Origin of the sequence: Bacillus cereus group sp. MYBK227-1 (assembly GCF_051916325.1) — a bacterium.
Taxonomy (GTDB): domain Bacteria; phylum Bacillota; class Bacilli; order Bacillales; family Bacillaceae_G; genus Bacillus_A; species Bacillus_A cereus.
This window is the reverse complement of the sequence record NZ_JBQAGK010000003.1, coordinates 472910-499815: the sequence shown is the minus strand read 5'-3', so window position 1 is coordinate 499815 and position 26906 is coordinate 472910. Positions and strand designations below refer to the sequence as shown.

Genomic DNA, 26906 nt, shown 5'->3' with positions numbered 1-26906 from the left:
GAAAATTAGCTGTATGTAAATTTTTTGTTAACTTATGTAAATATCAGTTATAATTTGTATAACTTTGTCTTTTTGTATCAATCATCCCGCCCTTTACAATTTAAATATAAACAAGTTGGATTTCATTTAACGTAAATCTCTTTTTTTACATTTTGACTCTATTTTTATGAAAATAAATAGAAATGCGGTGAGCCTTTATGAAAATAGTAAAGCTAAATGAGTCTTTTATTTTTGAATTACTTAATCTTTGCAAATCTGTTGGATGGTTACACGATGAAATTTTTATGAAAAAACAATTCGAAATGTATCTTTCTATCGGCACACTTGTAGGTTACATTCATGAAAACAAACTCATTGCCACTGGAGGAGTATTTCCCTTTCCAAGTAACTTCGCTTCCATTGGTATGTTAATCGTTCACCCTAATTTTCAAGGACGCGGATTAGGGCGCATGTTGCTAAATCATTGCTTGGAACAAATTCATCCAAAACAACCCATTGCACTTATTGCGACAAAAGCTGGCGAACCTCTATACACATCATGTGGATTTCAAACAGCAACAACGATTCATCGTTTTGAAAAGCAGACTATTAAGACGTATCCTTCTCACTTACAACAAGTACAAGAAGAAGACCTTATATCTCTTACTTCTCTGGATCAAATTGCAACTGGTATGAATCGTTCTCTACTTTACTCTTTGCTATTACCAAGGGCCGTATACTCTTTTAAAATTGAAAGAAATAACTGTATAGAAGCTTTTTCATTATGCATACAAAAGGGCAATATATTATGTATCAATCCACTTATCGCCAAGCAAGAAGAAGATGCTATCCAATTATTAAAAAAGATATGTGAATGTTGGAATGGTATAGTACGAATTAATGTTCCACACTCACAATTTACATTTCGTCAATTTCTTCAAACAGAAAATTTCCAAGAAACGCTCCTTTCACCTCTTATGATAAAAAATGGTAGCCAACTTCCTGGAAATCGTAATATGCTATTTGCTATGATAGATACAGCGTTATGTTAGAAAGGAGACACCTAATTGAAGCGATTTAGCTATTTTATGGTAGGTTGTCTTACTCTTACACTATTAGTAGGATGTAGTGCAGCAGAAAAGCCAGTAGAACAAGTAAAACAAGTTAAAAATACAATTACAGCGAAACTAGCTACCGAGGAAAAAATGGTAGAAATAGATGGTCAAACCATTTACTTTAAAAAGATTGGTAATGAAAAACCACCTTTACTTATGATTCATGGCTTTGGAGGGTCATCAGATGGTTTTCAAAAGATTTACTCCGATTTAGCAAAAGATCATACAATTATTTCTGTAGATGCTTTAGGATTCGGGCGCTCATCTAAGCCAATGGATTTTTATTATTCTTTTCCAACTCATGCAAATTTGTATTATAAATTAATGAAAAAACTAGGGTATGATTCATTCGCAATACTGGGGCATTCCATGGGGGGAGAAATTTCTCTAAATTTAACATATTTATATCCTGAAGCAGTTTCTCACCTTATTTTAACTGATGCTACAGGTGGCCCTCATACATTCGTTAATAAACAAGGCTCACCAAAACCACAATTGTCGACTGATTTAAATGCCGTTTCTTCTATTACAGATTATGATGAAAGCAAAGTGAAATTCAAACGTAATGATGAAGAGCATTATAATAAAATGAAATTATGGCCTAGACGTCTTAAAATTAATGCAAATGAAATAAAACAGCCAACTTTAATTATATGGGGCAGAAATGATAGTAGCGTTTCCTGGAAAGAAGGAGAAACGTATCATCAATTCTTAAAAAATAGCACTTTACATATTATTGAAAAAGGTTATCATGCACCATTTCGCCAAGAACCACAAGAATTTGTCGGGTATGTAAAAGATTTCTTTAAGAACAATCCGATTAAAGTTGAAAAATAACATAAACGGGTATCTCAAAATGAGATACCCGTTTTCATATATTAAGCAGCTTGCTTTTGGCGTTTTGGAGTTTTTGATCCTAATACTTTCGGGATAACGAAGCCATCCATTCCAAATTTCCCAGCGTTCATACCGGAAACAAGAACAAACATAGATAAGATAACCATCTCAGGGTTCACACCAATTGACCCACTAAACATATAGGAAAAGTTCATTACAAGACCAAAAAAGACCGCTGTTTTTGTTAAACAGCCTACAATTAAACCAATTCCGACTAAAATTTCTCCCCATGTTACAAGTGTATTAAACAAATCTACATTTGGAATTGCAAATTCTTGTAAGAATGATGCCCACCAAGATTGAACAGCCGGTTGTGCACCTTTAGATTTTTCAATTGCCCCTTGCAAATAACCTGTTGCATCGAATCCTTTTCCTTGTAGTTTACCGATTCCAGCCATTAACCATGTGTAACCAAGATATACTCGAATTACTGCTAATGCAAAAGAAACTGCTTTGTTTTCTCTTAAAAATTGAATAACCATATCTTCCTCCTAAAGTTGTAATTAAGTTAGTTACAGTTAATATAATAACATTAGTTACTCATTTTTCAAACGTTAATTATGAATAATTCATGACATGTGTATAAAACATTAAAAACTAACGTTTATATAGTAACTTTTATTACCTGTAAAAACTTGAACATATCATACCACAGGTGATAATCATTTTCATTGAAAAAAATGTAAAAAAATTGTGAGTTAAATGTGAAACACGTTTATTCGAATATAGAATAAACGTGTTTCATACTAATTATAGAATCGAAATGTATGTGTCTCCTCATCAATTAAACTCGCTTCTTGAAACGCTTCTTCTAACGTTTTCCCATGGTTAATAACCCCATAAAATAAGCGTATAGTAAACATAAGTGCTGCATTTCCATCTACATAATCAATCGATCCAATATATGATTTTGCACCACTATGTAAAAAAGATTTTGCAAGTTTTTGCTCCCCTAATGTGCACCCGCTATTTACAATATGTGTATTATGCAATTTTGCATATTTATAAATTTCTGCTTTACCAAAATACCCTCTCGGTTCATCTTGTTCATATACTTCTTCGCCTAACTCTTCCATGACAAACTTTCCTTCTTCACCATGAAAGCAAAAAATAATATAATTAATATCGTCAAATAAGTTCTTTCCAGAAAGAACTTCCACAAAATCTTTCGGTCTACCAATCCAATATGTCACAACTCTTGCACCAAAATACTCAAGAGATGCTCGTATTGATTGCGCCTCTAAATCCGAATTAAAACCAACTACTAATGCAATATTCAACAAACAACCTCCATCCTATAATCAGCCCTTATCAATCAGACTTTTATGAGATAAATCCATTTCATATATACCTGTTTCTTTCAAAAAATCTGATCTAGTTAAAACGACTTTATGTAAATATTGCCTATATGCTGTAATTGTTCCATCGTGAGATACAATGCAAATTCTTTCCGCACCCAGTTCATAACACCAAAGAAGAAATTCATCTACTATTTGCTGAAAACTATTCTCTGAAATAGTGTTTATACCTTCCTTCCATAACTGATTATTTGAGCTTTTCTCTATCGAAAAATGCGGAAATAACTTTGTTATCATTCCCTGATCTACTATATAATCGCACGGTAATGTTCTCGCTTCTTCTCGATAAGGAAAAATACGCGGAGATACATATGGATGAACGATTTTTTGACAAGCAACTTTCGCACTCCATATTGTCGCCGTTTGCAAAGTTCTAAGTGTAGGACTAGCAATTAATATATCCGCCTCTTGTAATGGCACATTGCATTGAAGTAATTTAGCCTGATTCCTTCCTTCATCCGTCAATGGCGGATGAAGCACTTTTAAACTTGATGGCAAATCCCTTGTATGTTCTCCTTCCCCGTGCCGAACAAAGACGATTTTCATCCCCTTCCTCCTCTCATTATGAAATCCTCTTACATATTTCTTCCCTATCTCATACTTTATTCCTGCTATATGAAAACCAATATGTAAAAAACATTTGACATGAAACTTTGTAAAATATTACAATATTATATGTAAAAAACTTTTTACATAGAAAGGAGAATTACATATATGAAATGGATAATTGTCTTTATTGGAATGATTGTATGGGGATATATAAACGGCTTCTTTAGTAGTGATAAAACTGCTAATCCTTGGATTACAGATGATGAACGTGAAACAAAAATTAAGCAAAAAGCAATTACGGCAAGCTGGTCCGGTGTTTTTATGTTTTGTACCATTAGCCTCTTAAATAAATGGTTAGGTTTAAGCACAAACGATAAATCACCGTACTTACCAGACACTATCGCAGCTATTTTAAAAGAAAATGTAGAGTTACAAGTTTTACTCATGCTATTTGTTATGTATGGAATATTTTACTTACATTATCGAAGAAAATTAAGTGCCTAACTTCTAACTCATGATTATCCTCCTAAATGGTTATAGTAATCATGACAAAATGAAAGGAGAGATATAAACATGAGTAACTCGAATGAATTTTTAGATACACTACATGAAAAACAAGCAAAAGATGAACAAAATAGAAAACGTCAAGGGAACGGAAACCCAGCGAAAAAGAAGCCAAATAAAACACATAAATAACAGTAAAAAACTGCCTAAAACGATCTTTTAGGCAGTTTTTTATTCTTCTTTCACCGAGATAACATTTTCCCAATTCCATTTCTCATAATACCACTCTGGTATATCTACATTTTCAATCCACTTTTTTTCATGTTTTCCATCACTATGAGCTATCCATATATTAGCTTTCTTACGATCTGAACGTATCCATATTAATTGATTGCTCTTCTTCATGAAAATTGGATGATAATCGCCTTGCTTATTAGATGACTTTGTAATTTGATATTGTTTATCGCTTGTGCTATTTATCTCATATAAAGATGGGAATGGCCTTTTTTCTGGCAGAGTTTCAAACCCTCCCTCTTTTGCTCGTGAAACGATAATTACATTATCGTTCTTCCATGTAAAATCCCAATCCACATATCCTTTCGGCGTAAATGTTTGCTGCTGGAGTGCTGGCAGTTCTTTTATTTTTAAATGTTTATTCTCTAATGCAACTCTCCCGCTTCCTTCAATATAAGCCAATATGTTTTTTGATGGCGCCCATTTGAACCATTCTGTATTTAATAGCATTTGATCTACTATTTCAAACCGACTACCATCTGCTCGAACTAAGCAAAGCGTATTACTATCAGCTGACCATGAAGCTGTCGGTACTGCTAAAAATGAAATCCACTTTTGATCTGGTGACCACTTAAAGCCACTTGCTACTAGCGCTAGGAAATCATCGTGTTCATTTGGCAATGCATACAAATGCTTCATTTTGTGAGGATTCATATGTGCATCTTTTTGCACTTCATATAGCTGAGCCCCTGTCCATCCTGTTGGAAGTAAGTGCGCTTCAGAGGATACAAGAAAGTTCTTTCCATCGGGGTACCATGCATAATCCCCTACACCAGCCGATACATTTTCAAAATCTGCATTCTTTTTTTCTACATCAAATGTATGTAATGTACCTGTAAATATAAATGCAATTATATTTTCTGTTGGTGACCATTGATAATTCGATGCTTCTGAGTGAAACGGCGTAACTTTCTTTCCATCTTTCAGCCGATATAACTCAAGAATATTTTGTTTCTCCCCTTTTACATATGCCAGCCATTCTCCATCATGTGACCACTTTGGCCCTGTTATGTTCTCTCCTTTTGTAAGTTGTTTTTCTTTCCCATCAACTTTAATCCAAAGGTTATGATGACGAATAAAAGCAACTTTCACACTATTATTTTCTGCGCTAGTAATAGCGATAGAACATAAAAACATAAACAACACTACACTACCACTTACTATTAGCCTTTTCATACCATCACTCCATTTCTCTCATAGCATTCCTCACTTTCTTCCTACAATATGTGAAAAATATCGATTCGACATAATCAGAAAAAATTCCCCAAGAAATTTTCAATTCATAGAGGATTGGTATGAATTATGTCGAAAGTATAGTTTAGCAAACATTTATATGTATAAGTTCTAACTAAAATGTAAGATTACATTTCTGAATATTAGCACTTTTTATTAGGGGGAGTATCAATGAAAAAAACTACATCTACACTATTAAGCATGGCGCTTGTCTTTTCTAGTTTTGGAGCTTTAAGCGCTCATGCTGAATCACTACAAAAGGAGAAGCAATTTAGTCCACAATTAAAAACAACGATTGAACAGTGGGGAGAACATAAAATTGCTCAAAATGTTGAAACGAAAACAACAAAAGAAATATCAGTAATTGTAGAATTGCAACATGCACCTCTCGCTGCTCAAAGTAATATTCAGCATGCTCCAGATTTACAAAATAGTAATGCGCAGTCTTATCATGCTGAGCTCAAAAAAGCACAAGAAGATACGACTAAGAAAATAAAAGAAAAAGCACCTGGTGCAAAAATTAAAGAAGTGTATAATACGTTATTTTCCGGATTCTCTATTTCAGTTCCTGGAGATCAAATTACCTCTCTTGCCTCTTTACCTGAAGTAAAAGCAGTCTATCCGAACTTAACATATAAATTGCATGAAACATCAAAAAGTACTACTAACGAAGAAGCACCAAATATCGGTGGACCGACAATTGGTGCACCTGAAGCGTGGAATTTAAAAGATCCATCTGGCAAACCGCTTGATGGAAAAGGCATGAAAGTAGCCATTATCGACTCTGGCGTAGACTATACACACCCTGACTTAAAGGCAAATTATATCGGTGGATATGACACGGTTGATGAAGATAGCGATCCAATGGATGGTAACGTACATGGTACTCATGTAGCTGGAATTATTGCTGGTAACGGAAAAATTAAAGGCGTTGCTCCAAACGCTTCTATTCTAGCCTATCGTGTAATGAATGACGGTGGAACTGGTACAACAGATGATATTATCCAAGGGATTGAGCGAGCGATTCAAGATGGTACGGATGTGTTAAACCTCTCCCTTGGGCAGGATTTAAATGTACCTGATCAGCCTGTAACATTAACGTTAGAACGAGCAGCGAAACTTGGTGTTACTACTGTCGTTTCAAATGGAAATGACGGACCAAAACCTTGGTCTGTTGATGCTCCCGGTAACGCAAGTAGTGTCATTTCTGTTGGAGCATCTACGGTTTCTATCCCGTTTCCAACATTCCAAGTAGCTGGTTCCAGCAAAACATATCAAGGGTTACCGTTATCAAAATCCGATTTTCCAATAGGAAATGATTCCCCTCTTGTATACGTTGGTTATGGCAATCCAAGTGATTATGCAAAGCAAGATGTGAAAGGGAAATTCGCACTTATTTTACAAGGTACTTCTAGTACATTAGTAAAAGCAGAACAAGCGAAGCAAGCTGGGGCACTTGGTGTGTTATTAATCTCTAGCGAAAAAGAAATTAATATGATGCCGGAATATTTTTCACGTGAACATCTAGCTGTCCCAGTAATGCAATTATCAAATACAAATGGGGAAGAATTAAAAACTTTAATTACAAAACGAAAGAAAAATATAAAAATTGGACAACCAAAGCAAACAGAACTTATCGGTAACTTTAGTTCAAGAGGACCATCACAAGGAAGTTGGCTAATAAAGCCTGATGTTGTTGCACCTGGAGTACAAATTACTAGTACAGTACCGCGAGGCGGCTATGAATCGCATAACGGAACAAGTATGGCTGCTCCGCAAGTAGCTGGAGCGGTTGCCCTCTTGCGTCAAATGCATCCTGATTGGACGACAGAACAATTGAAAGCGGCTCTTGCTAACAATGCCAAAACATTACATGATGTCAATGAAAATACATACCCTGTTATGGCACAAGGATCAGGTTTAATTAACATTCCGAAAGCAGCTCAAACAAATGTATTAGTAAAACCTAACAATGTCAGCTTTGGTCTTATTAAGCCAAATAGCGGAAAAGTAAAACTGACGCAAAATGTTACATTACAAAACCTTTCTAGTAAAAAGAAAAGTTTTTCAACTCGTGTGGAATTACTAGATGCAAACACAAACACAAAAGTAAGAGCTTCTGTCCCTTCATCGATTAGCATACAACCAAATAGTAGTACCGAAAAACCATTTACTATCAATGTAGATAGCTCACTACCACAAGGTGTGTATACTGGAAATGTATATGTAAAAGAACAAGGGGCAAAAGAAGAAATTCGAATTCCATTCACATTTAGTATCGATCCTAAAGATTATAAACGTATCGATGGACTTGAAATTATTAATTCTACTTTTAGCCCAAATGGCGACCACGTACTAGATGATAATCTCATCAACTACTATTTAGTTGCGCCTGTGGATGATGTCACATTGCATGCAAATTTAGTTACGAAAGAACGTGTAACGTATCAAGGGATTATCCATCAAGCTAAAAATGCAACTCCTGGATACAAACCTTTCAAATGGAATGGTACAAAAGCCGATGGCACTCCTTTAGCTGACGGGCTATATCAAATCGAAGCAGTTGCTTCTAATTCTGGCGGAGAAACAAAACAAACAGCTGCTGTATTTCTTGATCGAACTGCACCTAAGTTAACATACGAAGTTGACCAAGAAAATCTCGTAATTAAAGGAAAAGTTGATGATATTCTACTAGATTGGATGTCAGAATCTGGTTGGATAGCACCTGGTATTCCAGTGAGAATGCAATATGAAATTAACGGAAATGGTGTATGGGACCAGGCATTCCTGAACCCTTGGGAGAAAAGCTATGACATTTATTTCGATCGTACTCAATTACAAGAAGGAAAAAATACTATTCACATTGTAGCAACTGATGCAGCTGGCAATACCTCTAATTTAACTGTTAATTTAGAAGTGAAATAAAGTGAAACTCTAATCAGTGGAGATTTCGTTCATCCCCACTGATTATTAGCCTTCACCAATCGGGAGTTACGGGCAGTTAATCTCCCCTCTCACTTCTTTACTCCAACCGAATTTTGAGGTAGGAATTTTACTGCTCATTAACACGGGATAAAAAAATTTTGTTGACAATTTTTTTAATATAGTTTTATAATACAAAACATAGTTTAGTTGAACGAATTATATATCGGCTTTGAAGGAATACTAGTAGCGACTTATATCACTGTCTCAGAGAACTGATGGTTGGTGCGAATCAGTACATATACAAGCGTGAATTACAATTCTGGAGCTTCTTTCCCGTAATGCTTTTTATGCATGAAGAGAAAGACGGATCTTTCCGTTATCGTAAAGTGAGTGGTAAACAATTAGTTGTTTACAAATAGGGTGGTACCGCGATTTTTATCGTCCCTATCGGATTTTCCGATAGGGACTTTTTTGCGTCCATCCTCTTACACAATTTCATATATACGCGTTGAAAGAATCGCAGTAGTATCTTATATCCCTGTTACAGAGAGCTAATGGTCGGTGGAAATTAGCACATATATAAGTATGAATTACAATTCTGGAGCTTCTTTTTCGTAGTGCTTTTATGCATGAAGGAAAAGACGGAATTTTTCCGTTATCATTAATTGAGATGTAAGTATATTTTCACTTACAAATAGGGTGGTACCGCGATTCTTTCGCCCCTATCGGACTTTCCGATAGGGGCTTTTTCTATTTCTCACAGAAACAGATGTTAAATAATTCCGAATCTTATGATAAAATTTTATAAGCGCTTACAAAAATGAAAGGAGGTGATACAAGCTATACGAAATCGATATTCAATTTTATTGAAAAAAAGGAGGATGTCTAAATGACAAAGAAAACAGAAATTCCATCACATTTAAAACCATTCGTATCCACACAACATTATGATCAATACACACCGGTGAATCACGCTGTGTGGCGTTATATTATGAGACAAAATCATAGCTTCTTAAAAGACGTTGCTCATCCAGCCTATGTGAACGGACTACAATCATCTGGTATTAATATAGATTCAATTCCAAAAGTAGAAGAAATGAATGAGTGTTTGGCACCAAGTGGCTGGGGTGCTGTAACGATTGACGGACTTATTCCCGGCGTAGCATTCTTCGATTTCCAAGGACACGGATTACTACCGATCGCAACAGATATTCGGAAAGTAGAAAATATCGAGTACACACCAGCGCCAGATATCGTACACGAAGCCGCAGGACACGCACCGATTTTACTTGATCCTACATATGCAAAATATGTGAAACGTTTTGGGCAAATTGGTGCAAAAGCTTTCTCTACAAAAGAAGAACATGATGCATTTGAAGCTGTTCGTACATTAACGATAGTAAAAGAAAGCCCTACTTCTACTCCTGATGAAGTTAAGGCTGCTGAAAATGCTGTAATTGAAAAACAAAACTTAGTTTCTGGTTTATCAGAAGCTGAACAAATTTCACGTCTTTTCTGGTGGACAGTAGAATATGGATTGATTGGAAATATAGATGATCCAAAAATATATGGTGCTGGTCTCCTTTCTTCTGTTGGCGAAAGCAAACATTGCTTAACAGACGCTGTAGAAAAAGTTCCATTTTCTATCGAAGCATGTACAGGGACAACTTATGACGTAACAAAAATGCAACCACAACTATTCGTTTGCAAGTCCTTTGAAGAATTAACAGATGCGCTTGAAACATTTTCTAAAACAATGGCCTTTAAAACAGGTGGAAAAGAAGGTTTAGAAAAAGCAATTCGCTCTGAGAACTATGCAACAGCTGAGCTAAATAGCGGATTACAAATTACAGGTACATTTAGCGAGACAATTGAAAACGATGCAGGTGAATTAATTTACATGCGAACAAATTCGCCAACGGCATTAGCACTTCATAATAAACAGTTAGCGAATCATTCTACTTCTGTACACAGTGACGGATTTGGAACACCAATTGGATTACTCACTGAAAATATTGCATTAGAAAATTGTACAGACGAACAACTACAATCATTAGGAATTACAATTGGAACTATCGCTGAGTTTACTTTTGCAAGTGGTATTCATGTAAAAGGAACAGTAACAGATATTGTAAAAAACGATAAGAAAATTGCTCTTATTTCCTTTATCGATTGCACAGTTACTTATAACGCCCGCGTTTTATTTGATGCTTCATGGGGCGCATTTGATATGGCTGTTGGCTCACAAATCACTTCAGTATTCCCAGGTGCCGCAGATGCAGCAGCATTTTTCCCAATGGATGAAGAAGTTCAAGAAATTCCTGCTCCACTTGTACTGAATGAACTTGAACGTATGTATCAAACAGTTCGAGATATTCGAAGTGAGGGGATTTTACACGAAGCGCATATCGATCAATTAGTAGCAATTCAAGAAGTATTAAATAAATTTTATGCGAAAGAATGGTTGCTGCGCCTTGAAGTATTAGAGTTACTTTTAGAGCATAACAAAGGGCATGAAACATCTGCAGCATTACTACATCAACTTTCTACTTTCACAACTGACGAAGCTGTAACACGCCTTATTAACAATGGTCTTGCGTTACTTCCAGTAAAGGATGTGAAAAATGATGCTAAGATTAACTGAAGAAGAAGTTCACGAGGAATTATTGAAGGTAGATAAATGGATGGTAAAAGATGAGAAATGGATTGAACGAAAATATATGTTTTCCGACTACTTAAAAGGAGTCGAATTTGTCTCTGAAGCCGCCAAACTATCAGAAGAACATAATCACCATCCATTTATCCTTATCCAGTATAAAGCAGTTATTATTACTTTGTCATCTTGGAATGCAAAAGGTTTAACGAAACTAGATTTTGAGCTTGCAAAACAATTTGACGAACTATTTTTACAAAACGAAAATGCAATTATAAGAAAATAAAAAAGAGAAGCCTTTTTAGGCTTCTCCTTTTATTTTGAAATGGATACAATGTCCAAATGGATCCTCGACTTGTAATATTCCATCTTTGTACGTAGCAATCTTGCCAATATTTTTTAAGCTTTCACATACTTGCTCTTTTTGTTTTTCATCCGCTAGTACAATTGTGAAATATTTTAAACCAACAGAACCTGGCATTTGCGGTGGTACCCCTTCACCTTGCCACGTATTTAAACCGATATGATGATGATAACCACCTGCTGATACGAACAACGCTCCATTACGAGCTGGGATCGTTACTTCAAAACCAAGACCATCAACATAGAAACGTTTCGCTTCCTCTAAATCAGCTACATGAAAATGAATATGCCCCATCACAGTACCAGCTGGAAAGCCATTCCATGTACTTCCTTGCTGTAATAATTCTTCACCAGCTAACGGGTTACTAACAAATGGGAGTTCTCCATTCTCATCACGCCAAACTTCTTTTTGTCGATCATGATAAATTTCAATCCCGTTTCCATCTGGATCAGCTAAATAAAGAGCTTCACTAAAGTAATGATCGGCTCCGCCATGTAGTGGATATACCATCTCTACAAGATGACGAAGAACATTCGCTAAATCCTGTCTACTTGGTAATAAAATTGCGTAATGATATAACCCTGTTCTTCCTCTTTGCTTCGGAAAAGCTTCTTTCTTTTCTTCAATGATAAGAAGTGGTTCATCATTTTCATTCCCAAATGTAACGACTGCTTCTTCTTCTCTTAGCACCTTCATACTTAGTACTTCCGTATAAAACTCTAGTGATTTCTTTACATTAGATACGTATAAATGAACAACATCAAGTGTTGTATCGGGATGAAGTTGAAAACTCATCTTGTTAGCCCCCCCATTTAAATTAGTTCTTCTTTGACATTTTTTCTTTTAAGAAATTATCTACAAAGCCATCAGCTTTTGCAACAAATAAGTATGCACCCATTGCTAATAATGCAAGTTCTAATTCGAAACCAGGATTTTTTCCATCTCCCAATAAACCAGCTGACCATTTCACTTTTACGATTGCTCCAACCATAACAAGTGCAAATAATAATCCAATATATCTTACACCTAAACCTAGAATTAATAATAGACCTCCAACTAATTCAAACGTTGCTACACCGTATGCAAGTCCTCCTGGTAAACCAATACTTGTAAACCATCCTGCAATATTGTCAATTCCTGATTGGAATTTTGTTAAACCGTGCATGAAGAATGTTACCCCTAACACGATACGAATAATTAAGTTACCAATATGTTGATTCATTTCATTCTCTCCTTTATAGTTTTCTTATACAAAACTTTTATTTACATTACAAAACATACACTAATTTTTTTTATTCGTCAATTCATTTTCACTGGGAAAAAATATATTTTTTTTGCTATGATACAAATAGTTGTTTACAAAAAGGAGCTTGATTTTATGAATATTGGTTCTGCAATACGTGAAATTCGTCAACGTAGGGGCATAACAATCGCACAAATTTGTGAGGGAACAGGTCTTTCTAAAGGATTTATGAGTCAGGTTGAAAATAATAAAACATCACCATCTATCTCAACTTTAGAAACGATCTCCAATTTTTTAAACGTTCCCCTTCCCTATTTATTGTTAGAGCAAAAAGATCGATTAAAAATTGTCAAAAAAGAAGAACGGAAATACAGTGTATACGGCAAAGATGAGCAAAGAATTGAACACGTTGCGGAGCAAGGGGGCCTTCGCCTATCTTTAGTAGAAATCCCTACTGGATTCCCGAAAGAAAATTCACCAAATGCCCATGAAGGGGAAGAATGTCACCTTGTATTACGCGGAAAATTAGAAGTTCAGCACGGTGAAGATATTGCAATTGTAGAAGAAGGTGATTCTTTCTCATGGAATGCATGCGTTCCTCATATTGTTCGTAATATAGGAGAAGAAACTGCATTATTACTCATCTCTAGTTATGCAGAAAATCGAAAACGTGTTTACTAAATAATAAAAAAGAAGCCTGTTAAACAGGCTTCTTTTTATCCCCTTATAATTCCATAACTTGTCCCAACTAGTACAGTCTTCTCATGCTGATTGCGATAAACTGACTCGATTGAAACTTTTTTATAGCCTTCCATTTGCTCAACATTTGTTAAAGTTAGTTCACAAGTGATCGTATCTCCTGTGAAAACTGGTCTAATAAACTCACTTACTAATTCTCTTGCTATGTAATGTAACTCTTCTCCCACTTTCGTCCCAATGCTAGCAGTCAATAAACCATGAACCATTAATCTTCCATTTTCATCGTATTCCACATGGTGTCTACCTTTATCACCTGTAATATTTGCAAATTCAAAAACTTCTTCCTCAGTAAATCTTCTTTCATATTTAAATACATCCCCAGCTTTTACACTCATTTTTATCCCCCTAATAATAAACAGAATTTTCTTTTATTTTATCATAAAACGAGCCTCAATCCATTCTCTATTATCAAAAGTCTCAAAATTACCTCGCTATACTTTTTTACTTTCCATTCATTTATCGGTGACCATCTCTTTTTGCGACTTGATATCCATAATACGCACATGTTCCATTTCTCGATAGCTCTCTAACTTCAAATCCACAGCTTCTATAAAAATCAAAATTGTTCGCTGATGTATGCGCAAACCAATCACCGTGGGGAAGTTTTTGCAGGCAAAGAGCTACAAGCTTCTTACCTAATCCCTTCCCTCTATATTCACACTTCACAACTAAATTTACTATGTTCGCAATCATAATTCCATCAGAAATGACTCTAACCATCGCAATCATCTCTTCCTCATCCCAAATTGTGAAAGCCCATGTTGAATTTTCGAATGCTATCGTAAATTTTTCAATTTGCCAAGAAGGGATATTATCATTACTCCAACCGGCATCTTCAAATAAAGCTTTAATTGCATATGCTGGTACACTACTCGTTCCCTCACGAATAATAAGTCCATTATGATAAATGTACATGTAACCCCTCCCTTTATTTTCATATACCATTCTTCAAAAAATGCAATTTACCTTTAAAAAAGTAATTTTTTCATCCAACACGCTTAATAGAATAAACTAGAGCATCGATTCCATGAAATGACGTTGTTTTCTCGTAGCTGAGCCCAGTTTTTCTAGCAACAAATATTGAGGCGGGATGATTCGGATTAATAAGAGAAATTAATTTATTCATTCGTAATGCTTGGAAACCATAGTCACGAAATGCTGCCGCCGCTTCTTTTGCATACCCTTTTCCCCAATACTGAGGAAGTAACCAATAACCAATTTCAATTTCCTCTTTTCCATCTATTTTCTGCTTTACCAGCCCTGCATGACCAATTCTTGTTCCCGTTTCCTTTTCAATCAATACAAATAAACCGAGACCGTTTTTATAGCTAGGAATCACCCATTCCTCCAGACTTTTTTTACACTGCATATATGTTTTTAATGTCCCATTTCCAATATAACGCATTACCTTCTCGTTCCCCCATAGTGAAGCGTAGAACTGTAAATCATCCATTGTATATTTGCGAATTTGTAAACGTTCTGTATGAAACATGCTGGCACTCCTTTCCACTAATTTATTCTTCATTTCACGATCATGTTTTGTATGTATACGGTATGTTACTATTTATTATAAAGTGAAACTTTAATCAGTGGGGAATTTTGTTCACCCCAATGATTATTAGCCTTTACCAATCCGACGTTTACGGGCAGTGGATCTCCCGTCTAACTTCTTTTCTTTAACTGAATTTTTAGGCGCGAGTCTTACTGCCTGGAAAATAGCGGGATAAATGAACCAACAATAAAATACAGAATATTCATTCTAAATAACTAAAAAAAGCAGTAGACAAATATTGTCCACTGCATCCATATCATAACTAGCATAAAGAAAACTACAATTGAGGGGGGTGTAGGATTTTCAAATATACTAGATACTTATCCCGTTCTAACGGGCGGTAAACTTTCCAATTGTTTCAAGTGAAAAGTTTACCGCACATAAGAACTTCCTTCGTTCATTAAGATAGTATTGCTAAATAATCATATACACGCTTAGATTTCTCTCCACCCATTCGTGCATGTTGAAGAAGAGAAATACCATGAGGGCCAGATGCACGCAATGCTTCTGGTTGAGCTACTAAAATAGCTTGTACAACTTCTAATTCACCAAGCATAGCTGCTGCAAAAATATCCATCCGAGCACCCTTTTCTAGTAAATAAAGAGCAATATCTTTACGACCTACATGTGCCGATGCGCCTAACGCACTTTCCCAATCTGATCCACCCCAATTATAAGAGGCGTGAAGTAAGCTTGGTGATTCAACCAATAGCTCTTGTACTTTCTCTAAATCCCCGTGAGCTGCCATAACAAATTCTCTTACTAATTCAGTGGTAATACGCTCTTCTGTTTGCATCGCTCTTCTCCCCTTTTAGAAATTCGTTTCGGTGTAAAAAAAGGCTTGTCACTTCCCTGAAAAATATCTACATCTATGCCAAATACATGTTGAAACATTTCATGGCATAGTACTTCTTCTGGTATACCATCATACTGAATCTTTCCTCGCTTTAATACAAGTAAACGATCACTATATTGAGCAGCTTGGTTAATGTCATGTAAAACCATTATAATTGTCATTCCAAACTCCTCATTTAATCGTTTCACAAGTTCCATTACTTCCAACTGGTGAACGATATCTAAAAAGGTTGTTGGTTCATCCAATAATAAGACATTTGTACGTTGCGCTAGCGTCATCGCAATCCAAGCACGTTGCCGTTCCCCTCCTGATAAAGAATGTAAAAGACGATATTCATACCCTTCAAGATTTGTAACAGACAATGCCCAATCAACAATTTCTTCATCTTCTTTATTTAAGCGGCTACTCCATGATTTATGTGGACCTCTTCCGAACTCAATTAGTTCTTTCACTGTTAAGTCTAATTGATGATCATGCATTTGTGGTAACATTGCTAATTGCTTCGCTACATCAGCACTCTTCATCATATGAATATTTTTCCCATCTAAAATGATGTCCCCTTCGCTTTGTTTCAGTAGCCTTGCTATTAAACGAAGCAAAGTAGATTTTCCCGATCCATTCGGACCAATTAAACTAACGATTTCTCCAACCTTAATATGTACATTCATATTTTGCATTTGAAATCTTTCAGAGTGTGCGTAAAACACTTTGTTAACGGAAATCACTTTGTTTTCCTCCTCTATGAATTAAATATAAGAAGAACGGACCACCTAAGAAGGACAGTAAAATACCAACAGGCAATTCGATTGGGTCAAACCAACTTCGAGCTATTGCATCCGCAAAAACAAGTAATACCCCGCCGCCAAGGCATGATAAAGGTAGCAAATATCTATAATCATTTCCAACTAATAAACGTAGCATATGTGGTACGACAAGACCGACAAATCCAATAAGACCAGACACACTTACTGCAATTCCAGCTAATAATGTACTTACTACGATTAAATAAAACCGACTTTTTTCCACATTATGTCCTAATAACTTTGCCATTTCATCTCCAAGCATTAACACTCGAATATGCTTAATACCAAAGAAAGCTAATATAATGGCGACTATTGCATAATAAATAATCATGTTTAAATGTGCCCAACTTACACCACCAATACCGCCCGCTAACCACGGTAACACCGATTGTACTTTGTCACTATGTAATAACATTAATGCTGACGTTGCTGCACCAATTAATGCATTGATCGACACCCCTACTAAGACGATCCTTGAAGGTGGTGCCCCTTTTTGCCATGATAAAGCATAAATAACCATCGCTGTTATGAAAGCTCCTAAAAACGCCCCTAGTGGTAAAAAAGCTAGATGCTGTGGGAATAAAATCATGATGACAATTGCTACAAAGCCTGCTCCAGATGAAACTCCGATAATACCAGGATCTGCAAGAGGGTTTCTCATAACCCCTTGTAGCAGTGTACCAGATGCAGCTAAACATGTTCCTACTATAAACCCAATAAGCACTCTCGGTATGCGAAGATCCCATACAATTCGATGAACTGTCGAACCTTCCTCTTGTATACCTGTTAAAATATCTCGTATAGAAAAGGATAAACTTCCTGCGAAAAGACCGTACAAGAGACCTAGGATTGTTAATATAACTAAAGTAACTGCTATTATCCATCTTTTTTTCGCAAAAGGATGTTCCTTTTCTCTTACTACTTCACTACTTTCCATACGTATCATTTCCTTACATCTTGTATACTTTTATACATAAAGTCCATTGCTTCTGTAACTTTTGTACCAGGATTAGATCCAAATAAATCAGGTGGCAAAATAACTACGCGGTTTTGTTTTACTGCCTCTAAATTTTTCCACGCTTCATTTTTCATCATTTCGCCTTCGAATGCTTTTTTCACACTTTTTGGATCTCCGTGTGTAATTAAATAAATCACATCTGGATTCGCCTCAATAATACGTTCTACACTTAGCTGTGCATATTGCGGATATTCTTTCGTTTCTGGAAAATCAGAAGCAATATTTTTTCCGCCTGTTTTTTCTAAAATATCACCTGATAAAGATGTTGGTAATGCCGCTAAATAAGTACCTGGTGCGCCATACACTAGCAATGCTTTCACATCGCTCTTTTTCTCATATTTCTTCATTTGATCATTCATTTTTTGATTAATTTCTTTTGCTTTATCTTCTTTCTTCATTACCGTTCCATATAATTCAATATTCTTTTGAATATCTTGTACAGAATTCGCAGAAGAAATGATAACTTGCGTTCCTTGTCCTTCAACCGTTGGCACATTCTTTTGGAATCCATTGTTAGCAACAAGTACATCGGGCTTTAAACTAGCAATTTGCTCAAAATTCGGTTGATGTGCATTCCCAATTACTTGTGCTTTCTTTAACTCCTCTGGAAGAGTTAATTTCGTATCCGGGCGACCTACTATTTTTCCACCTAAAGCATGAATAATATCCATGTCCCCCATACTTAATGTTGCAAAACTTTCTGGCACTTTATCGAATGTTACCTTTCTTCCTAATAGGTCGGTAATTTCGATTTTCTCTTTTCCTTTTTCTGTTTTGGTTGCAGACGCTTTTTCGTCCCCTTTGGCACTGCAACCTATTAACAAGAAAAAAATAGATAAAATCGCTGTAAATAGCGTAATAGATTTTTTCATTCCTCCACCTCTAATTGATAATGATAATCATTAACTACTATTCTACTTTAATTGATAAGGATTATCATTGTCAACACGAAACGCATACATTTTTCTACAAAAAACAAAAAGCGTGACAAAAAGATTTTTTCTTTTCGCCGCGCTCTAGTTAACAATATTATTCACATTCATTTTCCTCTAGCTGGTCACGCATCACTTTCACACGCTGAAAGAAAAAGAACGATAAACTTAAAAATATAACGATGCTCCCCATCATAACAAAAAATTGGATTGTCTCTTTTGCTCCATTCGGAATCAACAAGCCAACCATTAACAATGTACTTACAGCGAGAAGAATTTGTCCGAACCGAGTATAGTCTTCTATTTTCCCTTTTAATTCTTTCATTATATTCTCACTCCTCCATTTCACTGTATCATATTCTATGAAACTGAAAGACCAGTAAATACAGGCATTCTGGGAGATATTTTCCAATAAAAAAAGAGCCGCTTTACTGCGGCTCTTTTTTAATCATTATTCACCTTTATATGCTTCCATATAAATTTCTTTCAGTTCTGAAATAAGCGGCAACTTTGGATTAGCAGTTGTACATTGATCTTCAAAAGCTCTTTCTGCTAATACTCCAACAACCTCTTCAAATTGCTCTTTATCTACTCCTTGTCCTGCAATACTCATATTAATATTTAAGCTTTTTCCAAGCTCAATAATTGCTTTGACGAGTGATTCCACCCCTTCTGCTGCCGAGCTTGCTGGAAGCCCGAGCATTCTCGCTATATGTGCATATCTTTCATCTGCCACAAAGTGCTCATATTTTGGGAACAATGCGTGTTTTCTTGGCTTAATAGCATTATAGCGGACTACATGCGGCATTAGAATGGCATTTGCGCGTCCGTGCGGAATATGGAATTCTGGTCCAATTTTATGTGCTAAGCTGTGATTAATACCGAGGAAAGCATTTGCAAATGCCATACCTGCAATTGCAGAAGCGTTATGCATTTTTTCTCTTGCTTCTTCATCATTTCCATCTTTATATGCTCTCGGTAAATATTTGAATACGAGATCAATAGCTTTTAATGCTAATCCATCTGTATAGTCATTTGCCATAACAGACACATACGCCTCAATTGCATGTGTTAAAACATCCATACCAGTATCTGCTGTTACATGTGGTGGAACTGTCATTACAAATTGCGGATCAACAATTGCTACATCTGGTGTTAATTCATAATCTGCAAGCGGATACTTTATATTATTTTTCTTATCTGTAATAACCGCAAATGGTGTCACTTCTGATCCCGTTCCTGATGTCGTTGGAATCGCAACAAACTGCGCCTTATTTCCTAATTCTGGATATTTACATGTACGTTTTCTTATATCTAAAAACTTCTGTTTAATGCCATAGAATGTCGTTTCTGGATGCTCATAGAATAACCACATTCCTTTTGCTGCATCCATAGCTGAACCACCACCAAGTGCGATAATTACATCTGGCTTAAAGCTTCTCATCATTTCCGCACCTTTAAAAACAGTTTCATCTGATGGATCTGGTTCGACCTCAAAGAAAACTTCAACTTTCACATCATTTGCATGCTTGTTTAAATAGTGCGCGACTGTATCGACATAGCCATGTTCAACCATTCCAGGGTCCGTTACAATAAATGCACGTGAAATGTTAGGCATATTTGCTAAATAAGCTGTAGCATGTTTTTCAAAATAAATTTTTGGTGGCAATTTGAACCACTGCATATTCTTTTTTCTATTTGCCAGCCTTTTTATATTTAATAAATGAGTGGCTGTTACATTTTGGGAAACTGAATTCTTTCCGTATGAACCACAACCAAGTGTAAGTGATGGAATAAATCCATTATATATATCCCCTATTCCACCTTGTGATGAAGGTGCATTTACAATGAGACGGCAAGCTTTCATACGTAACCCAAATTGCTTTTGCACATCTTTATTTGTAGAATGGATAACTGCTGAATGTCCTAAACCACCTAGGTTCAACATTTCTTCGCAATATGTAAATCCTTCTTCTAATGAATTCGCCTTCACACAAGCTAATACTGGACTCAGTTTCTCACGAGATAACGGATATGCTGCTCCGATACCTTGAATTTCAGCTACAAGCATTTTTGTATGTTCAGGAACAGTAATCCCAACTAAATCGGCAATATACTGTGCTGATTTCCCTACAATATCACTATTTACTGCACATGTATTTTCATTTATAACAAGCTTTTCTAATTTTTTTCTTTCTTCTTCTGTTACAAAGTAACAATTGTTTTCAATCATTTCTGTTTTAACATCATCATAGATTTCTTTATCGACAATGATTGCTTGTTCCGATGCACAAATCATACCGTTATCAAATGTTTTCGATAAAATTAAATCATTAACAGCTCGTTTTACATGTGCTGATTTTTCTATATAACACGGTACATTACCAGGCCCAACACCTAACGCTGGTTTTCCAGTAGAGTAAGCTGATTTCACCATACCAGCGCCTCCAGTTGCTAGAACGAGTGCTACACCATCATGGTTCATTAATTGTTTCGTCGCTTCAACAGACGGTCTTTCAATCCATTGAATACAGTGTTTTGGTGCACCAGCTTTCATCGCTGCATCATATACTGTTTTCGCCGCTGCCACAGAACATTTTTGTGCGGAAGGATGAAATGCGAAAATAATTGGATTTCTTGTTTTTATCGCAATTAACGCTTTAAACATTGTTGTCGACGTTGGATTCGTTACTGGCGTTACCCCAGCTACTACACCGACAGGTTCCGCGATTTCTATTATTTCTTCATGAGAATCTTCGTGAATAATTCCTACCGTTTTATCTTGCTTTATACTATGCCAAATATATTCAGTGGCAAAAATATTTTTAATGCATTTGTCTTCATATACACCACGGCCGGTTTCTTCAACTGCCAATTTTGCTAGCGGCATATGTTGATCAACACCTGCTAATGCCATTTCATGAACAATGTTGTCAATTTCCTCTTGTGTAAAACTTTCTAATGCTTGTAAAGCTTGTTGACCATTATTTACTAGCGTATCAATCATCTTTTTTACTTCCTGCATTTCATTTACAACTTTCTCTTTGACTACCATGTAAATTTCCTCCTATTCTACTATCACGGTCCTTATATGTCCCTATAGGTCAAAATAAGTCCCAATTAACATAAAAAAATAGAGATGCTTTCCTACATGAATTTCATTGTTTGTGAAATGTTTCACAAGTTTGTTCGTGAGTAACATTTCCTGAATTCAATATACATGAAATCATTTCGTTTGTGTATGTCTATTTTGTGAAATATTTCACAAAATGATGTAATAAAAAAACGCACTGCTCTATATTAGCAGTGCGTTTTTTTATTATGCTAGCGCTTGTGCTAAATCTTCAATTAAATCTTCACCATCTTCAATACCGACAGAAATACGAATTAATGTATCTGTAATTCCTAATTCTTTGCGGCGATCAGCTGGGATTGATGCATGTGTCATTTGAGATGGAATAGAAATTAAACTTTCTACTGCTCCTAAACTTTCAGCAAGTGTAAAGTACTGCAATTTCTCAAGTACTTTATTTAATGTCTCTTCACTATCTACATCAAATGAGATAATAGCACCAAATCCATTTGCTTGTTCTGTTGCTAATTCGTGGTTTTGATGTGATTCAAGACCTGGGTAATATACTTTATTTACTTTTGGATGATTATTTAAGAACTCAGCAATAGCGCGTGAATTCGTTTCATGTTCTTCCATACGAATTCCTAATGTTTTTAAACCACGAAGTAGTAAGAAGCTATCTTGCGGCCCAAGAATACCTCCTGTTGAGTTTTGTACAAAGTGAAGATCTTCTGCTAGTTGTGGGCTATTTACAACTACTAGACCTGCAACTACGTCACTATGACCTCCTAAATATTTCGTTGCACTATGAAGCACAATATCTGCTCCTAAAGAAATCGGCGACTGCCAATATGGCGTCATGAATGTGTTATCAATAATTGTTAATAAGTCTTTCTCTTTAGCAAGAGTAGATATTTTCTTAATATCAGTAATTTTTAGTAGTGGGTTCGTTGGTGTTTCCACATAAATTGCTTTCGTATTTGGACGAATCGCTTCTTTAACTTCCTCTAAGTTTGTTGTATCTACAAATGTATGCTCAATACCGAAACGGTTTAATACTTTTGTAATAACGCGGTATGTTCCGCCATACACATCATCTGTTAAAATAACGTGGTCACCTTTTGAGAACAACATAATTGTCGCTGTAATAGCAGCCATTCCTGAACCAAATGCAAATCCAGCATGCCCATTTTCTAATACAGCAATCATTTCTTCTAAAGCTGCACGTGTTGGGTTACCTGTACGTGAATATTCATATCCTTGATGCTTACCAACTGCTTCTTGTTTGTACGTACTTGTTTGATAAATCGGTACGTTTACAGATCCAGTTGAAGGTTCTCCTATGCGAATACCATGAATTAACTTTGTCTTTGCTCTCATTTTTTATTCCCATCCTTTGTATATGTCTTTACTTAAATAGCGCTCACTGCTATCAGGAAAAATGGTTACAATATTTGTACCTGGTGCTGCCTTCTCTGCCTCAAGTAAGCTCGCATGAAATGCTGCTCCTGAAGAGCTCCCAACGAGAAGTCCTTCTTTTTGCGCTAATTCTTTCACTCGTAAAAATGCATTTCGATCAGAAATCGTATGAATTTCATCAAAATAAGATGTCTTCAAAAATGGCGGGATAAATTCCAGTCCAATTCCTTCGGTCTCATGTGAACCAGCCTTACCACCATTTAAAATAGATCCTTCTGGCTCTACGATAACTGTTTTAATATCTATATTTTTTTCTTTCAAATAAGATGCAGTCCCCATAAATGTACCGCCAGTTCCTGCTCCAGCAACAAATATGTTAATCTCTCCATTCAATGCGTCCCACAGTTCAGGTCCTAATGTTTTAAAATATGCACGAGGATTTGCCTCATTTGCGAACTGACTTGGAGAGTATGAATTCGGTATTTCATTTACTAACTCTTTTGCTTTGGCAATTGCACCGGTCATTCCTTGCTCAGTCGGTGTATGCACGACAGTTGCACCTAGTGCTTTCATTAATTCTTGTTTTTCAATACTAAATTTCTCTGGTACACAAACAATAACACGTAAATCATGCTCTAATGCTGCAAGTGCCAGTCCAATACCAGTATTCCCAGCAGTCGGTTCAATAATTGTTCCACCCTGGGTAACAAGCCCTTTTTCTAGCGCATCTTCGATTAATTCTCTTCCTAAACGATCCTTAACGCTTCCGCCTGGATTATAAAATTCAAGCTTTGCAAATAAACGGACCCCTGTTGGAAGTGAAAAACGAGTAATTTCTACAATTGGTGTATGACCAATTAACTCATGAACTCCACGATATACATTCATCGTGTTCTCCCCCTTGTTTGCCAATAAAGAAAAGGCAACTGTATGTATTTTCTTTATATGAGACAGTTGCCTTTTTGTTACATTACTTTAACTCTTCTAACACTTTTACGATAAAGTTTGTAGAATGAAGAGCTGCTTGATCTAAAAACTGATCAAATGAAACATTTGATTCTTTACCAGCAATATCAGAAAGTGCGCGAATGATAACAAACGGAATTTCATATTGGTGGCATACTTGTGCAACAGCTGCTGCTTCCATTTCTACCGCATAAAGATTTTCAAATTTATCACGGATGGCTGCAACGCGGTTCGGATCACTCATAAATGAATCACCTGTTGCAATCATACCTTTTACAACTTGAATATTTTCTTCAGCCTGCATACATTTCTCAGCTAATGCAACTAACGCCTCATCAGCTTTAAATCCAGGCGGCATTCCTGGTACTTGACCATATTCATAGTTAAATGCTGTTACATCTACGTCATGGTGACGAACTTCAGTGGAAATAACTACATCACCAACGTTTAGAGAATGATGGAATCCACCAGCTGAACCAGTATTAATTACTTTTTCAGGCTTATATTTTTCTAATAAAATTGTCGTTGACATCGCTGCGTTTACTTTACCAATACCAGACTTTAACAAGATTACTTCATGCCCTGCTAATAGCCCTTTCGTAAATTCACAACCAGCAACCGTTTCTGTTTCTGCTTGTTCTAATTTGTCACGTAAAATACGTACTTCTTCTTCCATTGCTCCAATTACAGCAATTCTCAATCTAATCCCTCTTTCTATTGCTTAGTTGCCTCCATTACCCAAACGAAATGATTTAATCTCGTGAATGTTACATGGAAGCCATTGTTTTCAAAAATAGTCTGCATAACTGGAATACGTGTATAGTATTCCGTTTGCAAATCGTTTGCTAACTGGTGGAAACCTCTTTCTTGTGCTGTTTCAACAGTTTTATCATATGCATCTTGATCTGCAAATATCGTATCAGCAAACACTATTTTACCACCTTTGTTTAGCAATTGACTATACTTCGCAATCGCTACATTTTTTTCATCATCTGTTAAATGATGAAATGCATAGGTGCTTACAATGGTATCAATTGAATTTGGAACTTCAAACGAAAGAAAATCACCCTCTGTAATTGAAAATTCTTTTGGCAATTTCTCTTTTGCAATCATGCGCATTTCACGCGACGGTTCTATACCGTAAACTGTGCGGCCAGCAAGTAATAATTTATTTGTTAAATTACCTGTACCGACACCAAATTCTAATACATTACCAAATGACTTGTTAACTACATCCTCTAGAATGTCCTCATAATGGGCGAAAACTTCTTTATATTGTATATCTTCGCCTTGTACAAATGAGTCGTACGTATGAGCCCACTCATCAAATAAACCATTAAATTCTGTACCCATAAAAATTCCCCTTTTTCTTATCGGTTTTATCAGTATGATATTCCCTCTTTCTAAAAATGTCAATTGAAATGTACATGGTATTTCCTTCTTTTCTTTGTTACACTATAGTTGATTACATAGGAGAGGGGCCGTCTTCATGTCATTTACCTTTGAAATGTTAGAAGATAAAGTAGAGTTTTTTGAAGCGGGAGACTTAGCTTCTTTAGAACGAAAAATTAGTGAACAAATCGATAATAATAAAGCGCTTATGCTGGAAGTTCATCACATCTCTCATCAAATGGTTATGGATCCTGAAAGCAAAAGACCGTATTATAGCGCGGTTGTTCATTTTAAATTAAAGAAATTGCGTTAACAAAAAAGAGAAGCTCCTAAGGAGCTTCTCTTTTTTAGTTTAGAGTTTGAACAAGTACTGGTTTCCAGCCCTCATTGTCTACCCAATCAATATTTACGTAATATCTTTTCCCACTTTGCTTATCTTGAACATCACCATAAGCTTTGCTCTTTCCAGTTTTGTCTCTTCCAACAAAATGGAATACTAATTGCTCTTTCGGTATCTCAACACCTGCAGCAATTGCACTTTGCATCTCATTCCAATCTGATGACCCTTGTTTAAACGTCATCGCCGGTGATGAACCTTGTTCTGTTCCTACAGCTTTCCAAGAAGGTTTTGTGTAAGCCTCTTTTGCCTTAGATACAGTTTTTTCAGCTGATACTTTCTCGTTAGCTTTCGCTTCTTCTTCAGCTTTTTTCTGTTCTTCTTCAGCCTTTAGCTTCTCTTCTTCAGCTTTTTTCTTAGCTTCTGCTTGCTCTTGTTCTTTTTCTTTTTTCTTAGCAGATTCTTTATCTTCTGATTTTCCAGCTTTCTCATTCTTTGTTGTTTGTTGAGAGACTTTCTTATCAGTAGAAGATGCTTGCTCTTTCGTACTAGGAACGAACAATTGATATGCTACAATAGCTACTAATAGTAATACAATAGCGATTGCAATATTTAAAACACCGTTTTGACGACGTTTTTGTTGTTTCTGTTGGAATCTTGATCCTCCTGCCATTCTCCAAACCTC

Annotated in this window: 29 protein-coding genes and 2 other annotated features; of the genes, 9 read left to right on the top strand and 20 right to left on the bottom strand. The window is 35.9% G+C overall.

Annotation, left to right across the window (positions count from 1 at the left end; all coding sequences use genetic code 11):
• Positions 1 to 197 precede the first annotated feature (197 nt).
• The gene (locus ACTFRM_RS15830; protein ID WP_322372384.1) at positions 198 to 1031 is read left to right on the top strand and encodes a GNAT family N-acetyltransferase; all 834 of its coding nucleotides are present in this window, start codon (positions 198 to 200) and stop codon (positions 1029 to 1031) included.
• A gap of 15 nt (positions 1032 to 1046) precedes the next feature.
• On the top strand, positions 1047 to 1931 hold the full coding sequence (locus ACTFRM_RS15825) for an alpha/beta fold hydrolase (protein WP_000819807.1): 885 nt from the start codon (positions 1047 to 1049) through the stop codon (positions 1929 to 1931).
• 41 nt (positions 1932 to 1972) lie between these two features.
• On the opposite strand, the gene ACTFRM_RS15820 is transcribed toward ACTFRM_RS15825, so the two are convergent.
• From ACTFRM_RS15820 to ACTFRM_RS15810, 3 genes are all read right to left on the bottom strand, one after another.
• On the bottom strand, positions 1973 to 2473 hold the full coding sequence (locus ACTFRM_RS15820) for a DoxX family protein (RefSeq protein ID WP_000236592.1): 501 nt from the start codon (positions 2471 to 2473) through the stop codon (positions 1973 to 1975).
• Positions 2474 to 2737: 264 nt separating this feature from the next.
• Positions 2738 to 3274 (bottom strand): delta-aminolevulinic acid dehydratase, encoded by a 537-nt coding sequence (locus ACTFRM_RS15815; RefSeq protein ID WP_098976539.1) that lies wholly within the window; start codon positions 3272 to 3274, stop codon positions 2738 to 2740.
• A gap of 18 nt (positions 3275 to 3292) precedes the next feature.
• Positions 3293 to 3895 carry a histidine phosphatase family protein gene (locus ACTFRM_RS15810; protein ID WP_322372382.1) on the bottom strand — a complete coding sequence of 201 codons (603 nt, stop codon included), beginning with the start codon at positions 3893 to 3895 and terminating at the stop codon, positions 3293 to 3295.
• Positions 3896 to 4063: 168 nt separating this feature from the next.
• Here ACTFRM_RS15810 and ACTFRM_RS15805 point away from each other — a divergent pair, with 168 nt between their 5' ends.
• Positions 4064 to 4402 (top strand): hypothetical protein, encoded by a 339-nt coding sequence (locus tag ACTFRM_RS15805; RefSeq protein WP_000871150.1) that lies wholly within the window; start codon positions 4064 to 4066, stop codon positions 4400 to 4402.
• Between the two features lie 69 nt (positions 4403 to 4471).
• A complete protein-coding gene (locus tag ACTFRM_RS15800; RefSeq protein WP_000071866.1) occupies positions 4472 to 4594 on the top strand; it encodes a DUF4023 domain-containing protein in 123 nt (40 codons plus the stop codon).
• Between the two features lie 39 nt (positions 4595 to 4633).
• Here ACTFRM_RS15800 and ACTFRM_RS15795 read toward each other — a convergent pair whose 3' ends face one another.
• Positions 4634 to 5872 (bottom strand): TolB family protein, encoded by a 1239-nt coding sequence (locus tag ACTFRM_RS15795; protein WP_259591332.1) that lies wholly within the window; start codon positions 5870 to 5872, stop codon positions 4634 to 4636.
• A 228-nt stretch (positions 5873 to 6100) separates the two neighbouring features.
• Between ACTFRM_RS15795 and ACTFRM_RS15790 the strand changes: the two genes are divergently transcribed.
• The 3 genes from ACTFRM_RS15790 (at position 6101) to ACTFRM_RS15780 (ending at position 11793) form a co-directional block, all read left to right on the top strand.
• Positions 6101 to 8854 (top strand): S8 family peptidase, encoded by a 2754-nt coding sequence (locus tag ACTFRM_RS15790; protein ID WP_259591331.1) that lies wholly within the window; start codon positions 6101 to 6103, stop codon positions 8852 to 8854.
• Positions 8855 to 9074: 220 nt separating this feature from the next.
• Positions 9075 to 9303, top strand: a binding site (T-box leader).
• A 50-nt stretch (positions 9304 to 9353) separates the two neighbouring features.
• Positions 9354 to 9581: a binding site (T-box leader), on the top strand.
• A gap of 162 nt (positions 9582 to 9743) precedes the next feature.
• Positions 9744 to 11498, top strand: coding sequence for an aromatic amino acid hydroxylase (locus ACTFRM_RS15785; RefSeq protein ID WP_000163213.1), 1755 nt, complete (start codon positions 9744 to 9746; stop codon positions 11496 to 11498).
• Positions 11479 to 11793 carry a 4a-hydroxytetrahydrobiopterin dehydratase gene (locus ACTFRM_RS15780; protein ID WP_000979538.1) on the top strand — a complete coding sequence of 105 codons (315 nt, stop codon included), beginning with the start codon at positions 11479 to 11481 and terminating at the stop codon, positions 11791 to 11793. The genes ACTFRM_RS15785 and ACTFRM_RS15780 overlap by 20 nt, the downstream gene beginning before the upstream one ends.
• Before the next feature lie 15 nt (positions 11794 to 11808).
• On the opposite strand, the gene ACTFRM_RS15775 is transcribed toward ACTFRM_RS15780, so the two are convergent.
• On the bottom strand, positions 11809 to 12666 hold the full coding sequence (locus ACTFRM_RS15775) for a VOC family protein (protein WP_000009847.1): 858 nt from the start codon (positions 12664 to 12666) through the stop codon (positions 11809 to 11811).
• Positions 12667 to 12688: 22 nt separating this feature from the next.
• Positions 12689 to 13093: a DoxX family protein gene (locus tag ACTFRM_RS15770; RefSeq protein WP_001071553.1), complete on the bottom strand. Its 405-nt coding sequence runs from the start codon at positions 13091 to 13093 to the stop codon at positions 12689 to 12691.
• Positions 13094 to 13249: 156 nt separating this feature from the next.
• On the opposite strand from ACTFRM_RS15770, the gene ACTFRM_RS15765 reads away from it, so the two are divergent.
• Positions 13250 to 13795, top strand: coding sequence for a helix-turn-helix domain-containing protein (locus ACTFRM_RS15765; protein ID WP_001020693.1), 546 nt, complete (start codon positions 13250 to 13252; stop codon positions 13793 to 13795).
• A 35-nt stretch (positions 13796 to 13830) separates the two neighbouring features.
• On the opposite strand, the gene ACTFRM_RS15760 is transcribed toward ACTFRM_RS15765, so the two are convergent.
• The 13 genes from ACTFRM_RS15760 to ACTFRM_RS15700 form a co-directional block, all read right to left on the bottom strand.
• Positions 13831 to 14208 carry a MaoC/PaaZ C-terminal domain-containing protein gene (locus tag ACTFRM_RS15760; protein WP_000111564.1) on the bottom strand — a complete coding sequence of 126 codons (378 nt, stop codon included), beginning with the start codon at positions 14206 to 14208 and terminating at the stop codon, positions 13831 to 13833.
• Positions 14209 to 14329: 121 nt separating this feature from the next.
• Positions 14330 to 14788 (bottom strand): GNAT family N-acetyltransferase, encoded by a 459-nt coding sequence (locus ACTFRM_RS15755; protein WP_000276126.1) that lies wholly within the window; start codon positions 14786 to 14788, stop codon positions 14330 to 14332.
• Between the two features lie 70 nt (positions 14789 to 14858).
• Positions 14859 to 15398: a GNAT family N-acetyltransferase gene (locus ACTFRM_RS15750; protein WP_004408018.1), complete on the bottom strand. Its 540-nt coding sequence runs from the start codon at positions 15396 to 15398 to the stop codon at positions 14859 to 14861.
• A 427-nt stretch (positions 15399 to 15825) separates the two neighbouring features.
• Positions 15826 to 16221 (bottom strand): ankyrin repeat domain-containing protein, encoded by a 396-nt coding sequence (locus ACTFRM_RS15745; RefSeq protein WP_001192766.1) that lies wholly within the window; start codon positions 16219 to 16221, stop codon positions 15826 to 15828.
• Positions 16188 to 17006 (bottom strand): ABC transporter ATP-binding protein, encoded by an 819-nt coding sequence (locus tag ACTFRM_RS15740; protein ID WP_000626552.1) that lies wholly within the window; start codon positions 17004 to 17006, stop codon positions 16188 to 16190. Before ACTFRM_RS15740 ends, ACTFRM_RS15745 begins: the two co-directional genes overlap by 34 nt.
• On the bottom strand, positions 16993 to 18021 hold the full coding sequence (locus ACTFRM_RS15735; protein WP_002204710.1) for a FecCD family ABC transporter permease: 1029 nt from the start codon (positions 18019 to 18021) through the stop codon (positions 16993 to 16995). Before ACTFRM_RS15735 ends, ACTFRM_RS15740 begins: the two co-directional genes overlap by 14 nt.
• 5 nt (positions 18022 to 18026) lie before the next feature.
• Positions 18027 to 18974 carry an ABC transporter substrate-binding protein gene (locus ACTFRM_RS15730; protein ID WP_322372380.1) on the bottom strand — a complete coding sequence of 316 codons (948 nt, stop codon included), beginning with the start codon at positions 18972 to 18974 and terminating at the stop codon, positions 18027 to 18029.
• Between the two features lie 157 nt (positions 18975 to 19131).
• Positions 19132 to 19359: a YrhC family protein gene (locus ACTFRM_RS15725; protein ID WP_000661263.1), complete on the bottom strand. Its 228-nt coding sequence runs from the start codon at positions 19357 to 19359 to the stop codon at positions 19132 to 19134.
• A 126-nt stretch (positions 19360 to 19485) separates the two neighbouring features.
• Positions 19486 to 22089 carry a bifunctional acetaldehyde-CoA/alcohol dehydrogenase gene (adhE, locus tag ACTFRM_RS15720; RefSeq protein WP_000260508.1) on the bottom strand — a complete coding sequence of 868 codons (2604 nt, stop codon included), beginning with the start codon at positions 22087 to 22089 and terminating at the stop codon, positions 19486 to 19488.
• A gap of 264 nt (positions 22090 to 22353) precedes the next feature.
• Positions 22354 to 23487 (bottom strand): bifunctional cystathionine gamma-lyase/homocysteine desulfhydrase, encoded by a 1134-nt coding sequence (locus ACTFRM_RS15715; RefSeq protein WP_001201917.1) that lies wholly within the window; start codon positions 23485 to 23487, stop codon positions 22354 to 22356.
• Positions 23488 to 23490: 3 nt separating this feature from the next.
• Complete coding sequence (locus ACTFRM_RS15710) at positions 23491 to 24414, bottom strand: O-acetylserine dependent cystathionine beta-synthase (RefSeq protein ID WP_001103883.1); 924 nt, start codon at positions 24412 to 24414, stop codon at positions 23491 to 23493.
• An 82-nt stretch (positions 24415 to 24496) separates the two neighbouring features.
• Positions 24497 to 25192: a 5'-methylthioadenosine/S-adenosylhomocysteine nucleosidase gene (mtnN, locus tag ACTFRM_RS15705; RefSeq protein WP_001217024.1), complete on the bottom strand. Its 696-nt coding sequence runs from the start codon at positions 25190 to 25192 to the stop codon at positions 24497 to 24499.
• A gap of 14 nt (positions 25193 to 25206) precedes the next feature.
• On the bottom strand, positions 25207 to 25845 hold the full coding sequence (locus ACTFRM_RS15700) for a class I SAM-dependent DNA methyltransferase (protein WP_000536321.1): 639 nt from the start codon (positions 25843 to 25845) through the stop codon (positions 25207 to 25209).
• A gap of 136 nt (positions 25846 to 25981) precedes the next feature.
• On the opposite strand from ACTFRM_RS15700, the gene ACTFRM_RS15695 reads away from it, so the two are divergent.
• Positions 25982 to 26197 carry a YrzA family protein gene (locus ACTFRM_RS15695; RefSeq protein ID WP_000010984.1) on the top strand — a complete coding sequence of 72 codons (216 nt, stop codon included), beginning with the start codon at positions 25982 to 25984 and terminating at the stop codon, positions 26195 to 26197.
• 34 nt (positions 26198 to 26231) lie between these two features.
• Here ACTFRM_RS15695 and ACTFRM_RS15690 read toward each other — a convergent pair whose 3' ends face one another.
• Positions 26232 to 26894, bottom strand: a complete 663-nt coding sequence (locus ACTFRM_RS15690; RefSeq protein WP_000897098.1) for a YrrS family protein — start codon at positions 26892 to 26894, stop codon at positions 26232 to 26234.
• Positions 26895 to 26906: the final 12 nt, after the last annotated feature.

Excerpts from the sequence above, each read along its gene's own strand:
- ACTFRM_RS15795 (WP_259591332.1), bottom strand. The coding sequence starts at position 5,872 with ATGAAAAGGCTAATAGTAAGTGGTAGTGTAGTGTTGTTTATGTTTTTA.
- ACTFRM_RS15745 (WP_001192766.1), bottom strand. The coding sequence starts at position 16,221 with ATGCAAACAGAAGAGCGTATTACCACTGAATTAGTAAGAGAATTTGTT.
- ACTFRM_RS15780 (WP_000979538.1), top strand. The coding sequence starts at position 11,479 with ATGATGCTAAGATTAACTGAAGAAGAAGTTCACGAGGAATTATTGAAG.
- ACTFRM_RS15760 (WP_000111564.1), bottom strand. The coding sequence starts at position 14,208 with ATGAGTGTAAAAGCTGGGGATGTATTTAAATATGAAAGAAGATTTACT.
- adhE (WP_000260508.1), bottom strand. The coding sequence starts at position 22,089 with ATGGTAGTCAAAGAGAAAGTTGTAAATGAAATGCAGGAAGTAAAAAAG.
- ACTFRM_RS15715 (WP_001201917.1), bottom strand. The coding sequence starts at position 23,487 with ATGAGAGCAAAGACAAAGTTAATTCATGGTATTCGCATAGGAGAACCT.
- ACTFRM_RS15725 (WP_000661263.1), bottom strand. The coding sequence starts at position 19,359 with ATGAAAGAATTAAAAGGGAAAATAGAAGACTATACTCGGTTCGGACAA.
- ACTFRM_RS15775 (WP_000009847.1), bottom strand. The coding sequence starts at position 12,666 with ATGAGTTTTCAACTTCATCCCGATACAACACTTGATGTTGTTCATTTA.
- ACTFRM_RS15695 (WP_000010984.1), top strand. The coding sequence starts at position 25,982 with ATGTCATTTACCTTTGAAATGTTAGAAGATAAAGTAGAGTTTTTTGAA.
- ACTFRM_RS15785 (WP_000163213.1), top strand. The coding sequence starts at position 9,744 with ATGACAAAGAAAACAGAAATTCCATCACATTTAAAACCATTCGTATCC.
- ACTFRM_RS15755 (WP_000276126.1), bottom strand. The coding sequence starts at position 14,788 with ATGTACATTTATCATAATGGACTTATTATTCGTGAGGGAACGAGTAGT.
- ACTFRM_RS15770 (WP_001071553.1), bottom strand. The coding sequence starts at position 13,093 with ATGAATCAACATATTGGTAACTTAATTATTCGTATCGTGTTAGGGGTA.
- ACTFRM_RS15800 (WP_000071866.1), top strand. The coding sequence starts at position 4,472 with ATGAGTAACTCGAATGAATTTTTAGATACACTACATGAAAAACAAGCA.
- ACTFRM_RS15805 (WP_000871150.1), top strand. The coding sequence starts at position 4,064 with ATGAAATGGATAATTGTCTTTATTGGAATGATTGTATGGGGATATATA.
- ACTFRM_RS15750 (WP_004408018.1), bottom strand. The coding sequence starts at position 15,398 with ATGAAGAATAAATTAGTGGAAAGGAGTGCCAGCATGTTTCATACAGAA.
- ACTFRM_RS15690 (WP_000897098.1), bottom strand. The coding sequence starts at position 26,894 with ATGGCAGGAGGATCAAGATTCCAACAGAAACAACAAAAACGTCGTCAA.
- ACTFRM_RS15730 (WP_322372380.1), bottom strand. The coding sequence starts at position 18,974 with ATGAAAAAATCTATTACGCTATTTACAGCGATTTTATCTATTTTTTTC.
- ACTFRM_RS15790 (WP_259591331.1), top strand. The coding sequence starts at position 6,101 with ATGAAAAAAACTACATCTACACTATTAAGCATGGCGCTTGTCTTTTCT.
- ACTFRM_RS15710 (WP_001103883.1), bottom strand. The coding sequence starts at position 24,414 with ATGAATGTATATCGTGGAGTTCATGAGTTAATTGGTCATACACCAATT.
- ACTFRM_RS15830 (WP_322372384.1), top strand. The coding sequence starts at position 198 with ATGAAAATAGTAAAGCTAAATGAGTCTTTTATTTTTGAATTACTTAAT.
- ACTFRM_RS15810 (WP_322372382.1), bottom strand. The coding sequence starts at position 3,895 with ATGAAAATCGTCTTTGTTCGGCACGGGGAAGGAGAACATACAAGGGAT.
- ACTFRM_RS15735 (WP_002204710.1), bottom strand. The coding sequence starts at position 18,021 with ATGGAAAGTAGTGAAGTAGTAAGAGAAAAGGAACATCCTTTTGCGAAA.
- ACTFRM_RS15765 (WP_001020693.1), top strand. The coding sequence starts at position 13,250 with ATGAATATTGGTTCTGCAATACGTGAAATTCGTCAACGTAGGGGCATA.
- ACTFRM_RS15820 (WP_000236592.1), bottom strand. The coding sequence starts at position 2,473 with ATGGTTATTCAATTTTTAAGAGAAAACAAAGCAGTTTCTTTTGCATTA.
- ACTFRM_RS15700 (WP_000536321.1), bottom strand. The coding sequence starts at position 25,845 with ATGGGTACAGAATTTAATGGTTTATTTGATGAGTGGGCTCATACGTAC.